This is a genomic window from Helicobacteraceae bacterium (assembly GCA_031258155.1).
Lineage (GTDB): Bacteria > Campylobacterota > Campylobacteria > Campylobacterales > SZUA-545 > JAIRNH01.
The window spans coordinates 20,742-30,370 of record JAIRNH010000031.1 but is presented as its reverse complement, the minus strand read 5'-3'; the positions used below and the strand labels follow the sequence as shown (position 1 = coordinate 30,370).

The 9,629-nt window shown below is 48.8% G+C and carries 12 protein-coding genes; 10 read left to right on the top strand and 2 right to left on the bottom strand.

What is annotated here, in order from left to right; translation table 11 throughout:
* Both LBF86_04530 and LBF86_04525 read left to right on the top strand, forming a co-directional pair.
* Positions 1 to 420, top strand: a 420-nt coding sequence (locus tag LBF86_04530) for a hypothetical protein (protein MDR0664771.1), incomplete at its 5' end; no start/stop codon positions are given.
* A 2-nt stretch (positions 421 to 422) separates the two neighbouring features.
* On the top strand, positions 423 to 1,055 hold the full coding sequence (locus LBF86_04525; protein ID MDR0664770.1) for a hypothetical protein: 633 nt from the start codon (positions 423 to 425) through the stop codon (positions 1,053 to 1,055).
* A gap of 18 nt (positions 1,056 to 1,073) precedes the next feature.
* On the opposite strand, the gene LBF86_04520 is transcribed toward LBF86_04525, so the two are convergent.
* Both LBF86_04520 and queC read right to left on the bottom strand, forming a co-directional pair.
* Entirely contained in the window at positions 1,074 to 2,258 is a 1,185-nt protein-coding gene (locus LBF86_04520) for a hypothetical protein (protein ID MDR0664769.1), read from the bottom strand.
* A 50-nt stretch (positions 2,259 to 2,308) separates the two neighbouring features.
* Complete coding sequence (gene queC, locus LBF86_04515) at positions 2,309 to 2,974, bottom strand: 7-cyano-7-deazaguanine synthase QueC (protein MDR0664768.1); 666 nt, start codon at positions 2,972 to 2,974, stop codon at positions 2,309 to 2,311.
* Between the two features lie 73 nt (positions 2,975 to 3,047).
* On the opposite strand from queC, the gene flgB reads away from it, so the two are divergent.
* The 8 genes from flgB (at position 3,048) to LBF86_04475 (ending at position 9,627) form a co-directional block, all read left to right on the top strand.
* Entirely contained in the window at positions 3,048 to 3,476 is a 429-nt protein-coding gene (gene flgB / locus LBF86_04510) for a flagellar basal body rod protein FlgB (protein ID MDR0664767.1), read from the top strand.
* Between the two features lie 11 nt (positions 3,477 to 3,487).
* The gene (locus LBF86_04505) at positions 3,488 to 4,882 is read left to right on the top strand and encodes an NAD(P)H-hydrate dehydratase (GenBank protein ID MDR0664766.1); all 1,395 of its coding nucleotides are present in this window, start codon (positions 3,488 to 3,490) and stop codon (positions 4,880 to 4,882) included.
* A gap of 192 nt (positions 4,883 to 5,074) precedes the next feature.
* On the top strand, positions 5,075 to 6,457 hold the full coding sequence (tig, locus tag LBF86_04500; protein MDR0664765.1) for a trigger factor: 1,383 nt from the start codon (positions 5,075 to 5,077) through the stop codon (positions 6,455 to 6,457).
* A 30-nt stretch (positions 6,458 to 6,487) separates the two neighbouring features.
* Positions 6,488 to 7,078: an ATP-dependent Clp endopeptidase proteolytic subunit ClpP gene (gene clpP, locus LBF86_04495; protein ID MDR0664764.1), complete on the top strand. Its 591-nt coding sequence runs from the start codon at positions 6,488 to 6,490 to the stop codon at positions 7,076 to 7,078.
* Between the two features lie 25 nt (positions 7,079 to 7,103).
* On the top strand, positions 7,104 to 8,156 hold the full coding sequence (locus tag LBF86_04490; protein MDR0664763.1) for a diguanylate cyclase: 1,053 nt from the start codon (positions 7,104 to 7,106) through the stop codon (positions 8,154 to 8,156).
* Positions 8,149 to 8,670 (top strand): peptide deformylase, encoded by a 522-nt coding sequence (def, locus tag LBF86_04485; GenBank protein MDR0664762.1) that lies wholly within the window; start codon positions 8,149 to 8,151, stop codon positions 8,668 to 8,670. The genes LBF86_04490 and def overlap by 8 nt, the downstream gene beginning before the upstream one ends.
* Entirely contained in the window at positions 8,667 to 9,350 is a 684-nt protein-coding gene (locus tag LBF86_04480) for a tetratricopeptide repeat protein (protein MDR0664761.1), read from the top strand. Before def ends, LBF86_04480 begins: the two co-directional genes overlap by 4 nt.
* 34 nt (positions 9,351 to 9,384) lie before the next feature.
* Complete coding sequence (locus LBF86_04475; GenBank protein MDR0664760.1) at positions 9,385 to 9,627, top strand: hypothetical protein; 243 nt, start codon at positions 9,385 to 9,387, stop codon at positions 9,625 to 9,627.
* Positions 9,628 to 9,629 lie beyond the last annotated feature (2 nt).

The window sequence follows — 9,629 nt, the reverse complement described above, 5'->3', positions numbered from 1 at the left end:
CGCAGTGAAATAGTTGAAACGCACGGAATTTGGCTTATCGGCATGGAGTACATGAATGCCGATAAAGAGACTTATGACGCTCATGCGGTCAATACGCTTACTATACAAGAAGAGTTGCCTAAAATCACAAGAGACAACTCTAAGCCGTCTATTCTCGTGCATCATTCTCCCGTTGGAATGCGCTATATAGCAGAGGGAAATATAGACGTCATGCTTTCAGGTCATACGCACGGGGGACAACTCTTTCCCGTTACGATATTAGTAAAATATTTTTTTCCTTTGTATGCGGGAGAGTATCACATCGGTAAAACTACATTGTTAGTCTCGCAAGGCGCGGGAACATTTGGTTCGCCAATGCGGCTTGGTACGCGAAATGAGGTGCAGGTTATCAATCTAATCCCTGCGGATATGGAGGAGTAAAAATGCGCTCAAATATACAAAATGAGATTAAAAAACTAAAGATTCTTATCGCCTATTTTTCATGGAGCGGCAATACTAAGACGGTTGCAGAGTATATCCATGAAGCAACGAGCGGCGAATTATTTGAGATAAAGACGTTTTATCCCTACGAATATAACCTAACGGTGGACATTGCCAAAGAGGAGCAAAGAACTCTGGTATTAATCGCCCTCAAGCGTTCAAAGGCTATAAGCATCGGGGCGGCGGCTCTTTTGCCGCACGCGTTTTTGTTTTCTCATGGAGTGGAGGTATCCGAAGTTAAAAGCAGCGCAAAAGTCGTCCGTTTTTCATATACCGATAACGAACCCATGATGTATGCCAAAGTCAAACTCTACTCGCCCTCGTCGCCAAAAGTAGAGACGCTCAAAAGCTTAACCGACATGAACGGATTTTTTGCATTTGTTCCGAACGAAGACGGAAAGTGGAGAGTGGAAGCGCAAGACGGCATGGGGCACAGAGGAGAGATTACGGTCGATACGCTTAAAACCTCTTTGGATGCAGACGATAAAAACACATCGGTATCTACGGCTTTTCGCATTGTTTTGGGGCTTAGCCTTATACTAATCAATGTTTGCCTAAACGCATCGAGGGAATAAGGCGGGGGTTTTGTCGCGTTAAAACCCCGGTTTCAACTTAAACTTTTTGCCCGCGTTATTGATGTAATAGGCGTCTTTTATTTCGTAGCCGTCGATTGTAAATATATATTTGCCGTTTACTTTGCCTCTATATATTTCGTTGTATGTAAAATCCTTTGCAACGTTACCGCTTAAAGAAAGATCGAGAAACTCTTTTTGTCCTCTGTATATCGCCGTACCCTTTGTTTTATCGCCGTTTAACGCGACAAACAGCTCGAAATTCTTTTTCAACCCGACGGAGCTTAAACGCGAAAACCCGCCGTAATTATCGCAATCGTGTTGCAGAGTTAATTCGTCGTCGTTTGCCTCGCCGTAATAGATTATACGGCACTCTGCTTTTACTTGAACCATTTTGTTATCGACTATTTTATACGTTAAGTATCGCTCAAAAGCGCCGGAGAAGCTTGTCGCGGGGTCCTTGTGGAAGGAGGTAATAAGTTTCTTTTCGTAATCGAACTGTAAATTAGTATCTCCCTCTCCTACAAATTCCATTACAACAAACCTTTCTTCGTTCGGATCGTATAAGAAATAGTTTCTCTCTTCTCCGGCGGAGCTGTAAGTTGTTACATATAGCGAAAAATCCTCGATTCCGTCGAAATTATAGTCGCCAACCGCTAAACAGTCGCCTTCGCATACATTAGCTTCTCCATTGAGAGTATAATCAAGTCCGCTTGTTTGGCGGCGGATTTCTTGAATAATTTTATTTGACGGTTTTTGAAAAACTAAGATAGATTTGTAGCGTAGCGCGTTTCTTTCGTGGTCGTGATTGTAATCTAACCCTACATAAAACCTATCTGTTTCTTTGATCTCGGAAACGCCAAGCCCCTCCATAGGTCCCGCGTAAACAAACATTTGTTCTTGCGGATCGTATTTATATTCCCATGCGCTGTAAGTAGCGTTGCATATATACCCAAAACCGATCTCGTCTTCGTTGCCGTAAAGGTTGCCGTAAAGAAAGTTAATGTCGCAATATCTCAGCTCTTCCCACCACTCTACACCCTCTATCCTTTGAAAAGGTTTTTTATTCTTGAATATCTCTATTGCCGTTAATTCGCCCCCTTGGGTTACGGCTCGGACAGAAAATTCGCCTAACTCAATGTTATTATCAACGCTTGCAAAGCTCGCGCTAAAACAAAACGCGACCAAAACGACAAATCTAAACATTTTGCGCTCCTAATCGATCTGTTTGTATTATATCAAAAGCTCTCTTAGGTTTAGAGGCTTTGATAAGCGATCGGATCCTCCGCGCCCGCTTGCTTGAAACCTTTTAGCCGAAGGCGGCAACTTTCGCATACGCCGCACGCCTTATCCTCGTTTTGATAGCAGCTCCACGTTAGATTCAGCGGAACGTCTAGTTTAAGCGCCTCGCGCACAATCTCGCCTTTGGATAGATGAATAAGCGGCGCGGCGATCGCGATCTCGGTTTCGTCTTTAACGCCGCGATCGATAGCTTCTTGCATCGAGCGCAAAAACTCCTCTCGGCAGTCGGGGTAGCCGCTAGAATCCTCCTCCACCGCGCCTATTACGATCTCGTCCGCGCCCTCCTTTTCGGCGATCGCGGCGGCGATCGAGAGAAAAATCCCGTTGCGAAACGGCACGTAGGTAATTGGAACGCCCTCTTGTATTGTTTGCGGCACGGCGATGGAGCGATCGGTTAGCGCGCTCGCGCCGATCGCCTCGAAAAAGCCTAGATCGATCGCGTAACGCGATTTGATCCGATAACGATCGCATAGCGCGTTAAACGATTCGCGCTCTTTGCGCTCCGTGCGCTGACGATAATCAAAATGAACGCCGATCGCCTCTTTGCCTTTAGCGATCGTTATCGCCAGCGCCGTCGCGCTATCCATTCCCCCCGAAACTATACATACCGATCTGTTCATAAGCGTTAGTGTAACTAGTTAGGAATAATTTTTGCTGTATAATCGCAAGTAATTTGCCGACAAGGATCGCAAGGTGATAGAGATTAATCGCTCCAACAAATATATTGAAGCGGCGCTAAACGCCAGAGCGACGCGCCAAGATTTGATCAGCTCCAATATCGCCAATATCGATACGCCTTTTTATCGATCAAAGGACATTCATTTTGAAGACATGCTCGCCGATCAGGCTAGTAGCGAATTTAACCGCAATCTGCAGAAAAAGCTGCAACTAGCGCAAACAGACCCAAAGCATCTCCAGCCCAAGTCCGCTTTGCCCGAAAAGCCCGTCTTGTTCTACCGCGACGGACACATGGCGCGCAACGACGGCAACACGGTCGATATAGACGTAGAGACGAGCGAGTTAAGCAAAAACGGCGTTATGTATAACGCTTTAACAAGCGCGTATCAGAAGAACCGCGCGATCTTTTCAGCGGTTATCGAGGCAAGCAAGAATCTATCGTAAGGAGTTAGCCCGTGATCGCCCTTTACGAATCGGTCGAGAGCTTAGACAAACGCGCCGTAGAGCGTTTTGCTATGAGCGAAGAGCTGTTGATGGAACACGCCGCTTTGGCTATGGCGCGCGAGATATTTAAGCGCTTTGATCGCGGCGAAGTCCTTATAGTATGCGGCGCGGGCAACAACGGCGCGGACGGGTTGGCGTTGGCTAGGCTGCTTAGCGCGCGCGAGGGCTTCGCCCCTAAGGTTTATCTGCCCTTTGGAACAAAATGCGAACTCGGCGAAAAGCAGTTGAGGCGCGTTAAAGCGCTTGGGATCGCGCAGGTCGAGGCGATCGAGCCGTCGGATATTCTGATAGACGCGCTCTTTGGCGGCGGGCTAAACCGCGAGCTAGGCGAAAGCGCCGCCGAAATCGTAAAGGCGCTAGACGATACGCGCGCCTTTAAGATCGCCTGCGACATTCCAAGCGGCGTTAGCGGCGACGGCTCTTTTGATGTATGCGCCAAGATGGATTTGACCGTAACGATGGGCGCGCCTAAACTCGCCTTGTTTAGCGACAAGGTTAAAGATCGCGTCGGCGAAATCGTCGTAGCCGATCTGGGTATTCCGCGAGACGCTTACGCGCTTAGCGCGGACGCTTTCTTGCTAGAAGAGAGCGATCTGAATTTGCCTTTTCGTCATACGCAAGACAGCCACAAAGGAACTTACGGTCATCTAGCCGTCGTGATGGGAGACAAAGCGGGAGCCGCGGCGCTATGCGCTACGGCGGCGCTTCGTTTCGGCGCGGGATTGACGACGATAATTAGCAAAGAGCGGCATATCTATATCCCGTTTGATCTTATGCAAGCCCAAAAACCCGCCGAAACGACTAACGCGATCGCGTTTGGAATGGGGCTTGGCGAGGCGTATCTGGACGAGGAGCTGCTGGATATTATCGGCGATCTGCCCGCCGCGATCGACGCGGACGCGCTTTCGCGCCCCTTTATTCGCGATCTGTTGGAGCAAAACAGACCCGTCGTGCTAACCCCTCACCCAAAAGAGTTTGCCTCTTTGCTGGATCGGTGCGGTCTGGGGGTTTATAAGACGGCGGATATACAGGAAAAACGAATGGCGCTAAGTTTAGCGTTTGGCAAGGCTTTTCCAAATGCGATCTTGGTTCTCAAAGGCGCCAACACGATCATAACAAGCGGCGCTCGGCGTTTTATCAATCCGCTTGGAAGCTCCGCGTTAGCCAAAGGCGGCAGCGGCGACGCGCTTACGGGCATGATCGGCGCGCTATTAGCGCAAGGCTACAGTCCGCTGGATTCGGCGATCTGCGCCTCGTTAGCGCACGCGCTGGCGGCTAAACGCTTCAAGGGGGCAAACTTTGCTATGACCCCTAGCGATCTGATCGAGTCGCTGAAAACGCTTTAACGCATACGATAAGGATAAAACGAAAACGGCGTTTTGCGTTTATGGAGCGAGCGAATACAAACGGGGCGATTTCGTAACGGCGAGCGATCAGTCCGGCGCGGCGCGTCAAACGCTCTTGTCGGCAAGCGACGCGCAATCAAAATATAAAATTGGCTAAAATCCGCGACTTATCACTCTTCACAAGGGATTTATATGCAAGTTTTCGCCAAAAAGATAGACGGCGCAAACGCTCTTATTACGGTCGAATTTGACAAGGAGGCGATTCTTAAAGCCGAAAACCTAGTTGCGGCGAAGATCGCCAAAGAGACCAAAATAGCGGGATTTAGGCAGGGCAAAATCCCCGCGTCGATCATTAAAAGCCGTTTTAAAGACCAGCTAAATGCCGACGTTAAAAGCAGGCTTGCCAATCAAGCGTTTGAGGAGGGGCTAAAGCGCCTCGACAAACCGGAGCTAATCGGCATGCCGATCGTAACGAATAGCCGCGAAAAAGACGGCGCTTTGGAATTGGAGCTTAAACTATCTTTGCGTCCCGTTATAGAGCTTGGAGATTATAACGCGCTAACGCCTTCGTTTAAGCCGATCGAGATTTCGCCCGATAGCTTGCGCGAAACGCTGGAAAAAGCCGCCGACGCCGTCGTAGCTCCCGAAGCGATCCAAGAAAAACGCGGGCTGAAAAAAGGCGACTACGCTCAATTTGATTTTGACGGCTTTATCGACGGCAAACCTATCGCCAACGCTTCGGCGAAAGATTACGAGATCAAGATCGGCTCAAACGGCTTTATCCCGGGTTTTGAAGAGCGTATGATCGGCTTGAAAGCGGGCGAGGAACGAAAAATCACCGTTACTTTTCCGGAGGATTATCACGCTAAAGAGATCGCCGGCAAAGAGGCTACGTTTGATATAACGCTTAAAGCGATCAAGGTTAAAAAGAACGTCGAGCTTAACGACGAAATAGCCAAAAAACTGCTCCCCGGGGTTGACGACGCGAATCTTGAAAAATTGGAAAACGCCGCCAGAAAGACCCTTTACGACGAGCAAAAAAGCAAACTCTACAACGAGGAGTTGCGCCCTAAGCTGATCGAGGCGTTGCTTAAAAAATACGATTTCGATCTGCCGGAGATCATCTTAGAGCAGGAGATCGATCATCTTGCGACGCAAAAAGCGAGAACGCTTGACGAACAGGAGCTAAAAAGGCTGCAAACGGACGAAACGGCGCTTAAAAATTTGCGAGAGGAGTTTCGCGACGAAGCGAAAGAGCGCGTAAAAACGACGCTGCTTATCGACGCGATCGCCAAAGCGGAGAATATCTCGATTAGCGATCGCGAGGTTACGCAGGCAATCTATTATCAAGCTATGCAATCGGGGCAAAATCCTAAGGAAACGCTAGATTACTATCGCAAAAACAACCTAACGGCGGTAGTGCGAATGTCGCTTACGGAAGATCGCGCGCTAACGACGCTGCTAGATAGAGCCGCGCAAAGCGAAGCGATCGGCGACGCGCCGCCCAAAAAGACGGGCAAGAAGCCAAGCGGCGCGAAAAAAGAGAAGCAAGCCGAGCAAAACATAACGACTTAATGACGCGGTTAAATCCAATAAAGGCTGAAGATGAGTTACTATATTCCCTATGTGATCGAGCGAACCGGACGCGGCGAGAGAAGCTACGATATCTATTCGCGTCTGCTTAAAGATCGGATAGTAATGCTCGGCGGCGAGATCGACGACGCGGTGGCAAGCTCCATCGTAGCCCAGCTTCTGTTTTTGGAAGCGGAAGAGCCGCAAAAGGACATCTACCTATACATCAATTCGCCCGGCGGCGTGATTACCAGCGGAATGGCGATCTACGACACGATGCAGTATATCAAGCCCGACGTGGCGACGATCTGCATCGGGCAAGCCGCGTCGATGGGCGCGTTTTTGCTCTCGTGCGGCGCGAAGGGCAAGCGCCACGCGCTACCTAACTCGCGCATTATGCTTCACCAGCCGCTTGGGGGCGCGCAGGGACAGGCGACCGATATAGAGATACAGGCAAAAGAGATCGTTCGCGTCAAGGCGATAATCAACGAGATATTGGCGCAAAACACGGGAAAGCCGCTTAAAACGATTCAAAACGACACCGATCGCGATTTTTTTATGAGCGCGAAAGAGGCGTTAAATTATGGCATAATAGACGCGGTTGTAGAAAAGAGTCTAAAGTAGCGGTTTTTTACAAGGAGAAGGCAGCGTGTTATTAAGGAAAGGGGTCAATGTCGGCGCGAACGACGCCGCCGTTTCCGCGCCCAGCGTCCTCGCTAACGCGAACGGCGCGGGCGAGCTAGAAAATTTCGCGCGCGGAGTTTTGGAAGATCTCGCCAAAGACAACTTGCCGCCGTTGCCAAACTACTATCAACTCTATTTTGAAAAAGCGCTCGACGAAAAGCCCTACGAATTTCGTAAAGCGATGAGCGATATGATCGAGGGCGAAAGCTCCAGCGAAGACGAAAAACGCATGCGTATGGAGCGGCAACTGCAAGAGGGTTTTGGAATCTTCAAGGAGATTTTGCAGAACGTGGCGACGCTGTTTAAGAACGTAAGCAATATGGCGCAGATCAGTAGGCGTAGGACGCAAGAGGCAAGGGCGATCAACAATCCAAGCGCGGTGCAAAATCTCGCGCTCGCGCTGAATAACGATCTGGAAAAACTAACCTTAGCGCTAAATTCGCAGGCGATCGTGATAAAAAATCTCTACGCAAAAAGCGCGAAAATTATTCAGGACGTCAAAGGAGAGACCATATATGACTCGCAATACGGCATTTTCAACAAACGTTATCTTACGGAGCAGATTCGCGCCGAGATCGCGCAAATTGGAAAGTTTGAACATCAAAGCACTCTAATGCTGGCTAAGCTAAGCGGTAAAATCAAAGAGCGAGTTTCGAGCGAAAAACAGCTTGGATTGATCAACCGCACGATCTCCAAGCTCTTTATGAAAACCTCTAGGCGCAGCGACGTTGTGGCGCACTTTGGCGACGGGTGCTTTGGCATACTGCTTAAACATACCGACGAACAGAACGCCTCGCGCGCCGCGCTTCGCGTCGCGGAGATGACGAGCGGCTCGCATTTTTTTATCGCCGATCAGGAGATTAAACTTGAAATATGCATAGGCGTCGCCGCTTTGAGCGTCTCGCAGGAAGCCGAAACGGTGATGGTGCGCGCGCTTGACGCTATGAACAAAGCGGACGCGGAGGGCAAAGTGTTTGAGGTGGCTCCGTTTGAGGAGAGCGATAAAACCGATGGCTAGGGAGCTTGTTTTATATCCCAATAAAAAACTTAGACAAAAATCGCTCGCCGTCTCTAGGTTTGACGAGAAGTTAGGCAAGTTGCTAGACGATATGCACGCGGCGATGATCGAGCATAACGGCGTGGGTTTGGCGGCGATACAGGTCGGCGAGGCGCTTCGCGCTTTTGTCGTCAACGTTCCAAACGAGGAGGGCGAACAGCTTGAAGAGAATCGCTTGGAGTTTATCAACCCCGAAATCGTAAAAGCCGAAGAGGAGATTTTGTGGCGCGAGGGCTGCCTTAGCATTCCGGAATTTACCGAAGAGATAAGCCGCTTCACGAAAATACAACTCAAATATCAAGATCGCGGCGGCAAAGCGTTTATGATAGAAGCCGAAGGGTTGCTGGCGATCGCTTTACAACATGAAATGGATCATCTCGACGGCAAATTATTTGTCGATCGCCTTCCTCTTTTGAAACGCAAGAAATTTGAAAAAGAGTGGAAAAAGACCTTAAAAGTAAATGGTAAAGAGTGAGAGCAATAAGCGGTTTTTTGCTATTGGTTTTTGTCGTTCGCCTTTGCGCCGAAGAGCCTATAGAACCAAAGTTTATACTAAAAGACCCGATTGTAAAACCGGACGACGAAGACGCCGTGAAGGCTTATCGTATCGGCACGGCGATGTTGCAAGAAGATAGAGCTTTAGAAGCCTCTAAATATCTGTTAAGAGCGATCGAGTTAGAGCCGACGTTTGTCGATGCGATCGATCATTTAGGAGTCGCGTATCGCAAACTAAATATGTATGATAAAGCCGAAGAGGTTTATAAGCAATCTATAAAGATCAATCCAGAAAACGTTGTTCCGCGCCTTAATTTAGCGTTGCTGTATCAACTAAGCGGTCGCCTAAACGAATCGATTCAAGCATACGAAGAGGTTTCAAGGTTAGCGCCGGACGATCCCGAACCGTATTATGGAATCGGAAGCGTATATCAGTCGCAAAGCGACTATAACCGATCGATTACATATTTTGACGCGGCGATAGCAAGATACGCGGCGACAAAATCCGATTTGATTTATGACGCGTATATGAATCAAGCCGAAAACCACTACCAATTAAAATCATATGAAAAAACGCTGGAGTTCTGCAAAGAAATAAACAGGCGCTATCCAATCGAACCCTATTGCCTCGATCGGATCAAAGAGCTTGAGGCTCGCTAATTTGCAAACTCGCGCGAGGCGTTAAACTTTATTTATGCAACGGCGAACTATAACGATTAAAATCGAAAGCAAAACCTACGATATTACCATAAACGATCAAGGCGAGGAGCTAATATCAAAAGCCGTTGGCGAACTGGGCGAAAGCGTAAGCGTAAAGAGATTGCTGGAAGCCTATTTAACAAAAGCGGCGTTTGCGCAAAAACTGCAAACGGAGTTAAGGGAGATCGAAAAAGCGATCGCGTCGGTCGATCGCTTAGAGGCGAACGATCGCGGCTAAGA

Coding starts and splice junctions, on each gene's coding strand:
- LBF86_04525 (MDR0664770.1), top strand. CDS start 423: ATGCGCTCAAATATACAAAATGAGATTAAAAAACTAAAGATTCTTATC.
- LBF86_04520 (MDR0664769.1), bottom strand. CDS start 2,258: ATGTTTAGATTTGTCGTTTTGGTCGCGTTTTGTTTTAGCGCGAGCTTT.
- queC (MDR0664768.1), bottom strand. CDS start 2,974: ATGAACAGATCGGTATGTATAGTTTCGGGGGGAATGGATAGCGCGACG.
- tig (MDR0664765.1), top strand. CDS start 5,075: ATGCAAGTTTTCGCCAAAAAGATAGACGGCGCAAACGCTCTTATTACG.
- clpP (MDR0664764.1), top strand. CDS start 6,488: ATGAGTTACTATATTCCCTATGTGATCGAGCGAACCGGACGCGGCGAG.
- def (MDR0664762.1), top strand. CDS start 8,149: ATGGCTAGGGAGCTTGTTTTATATCCCAATAAAAAACTTAGACAAAAA.
- LBF86_04475 (MDR0664760.1), top strand. CDS start 9,385: ATGCAACGGCGAACTATAACGATTAAAATCGAAAGCAAAACCTACGAT.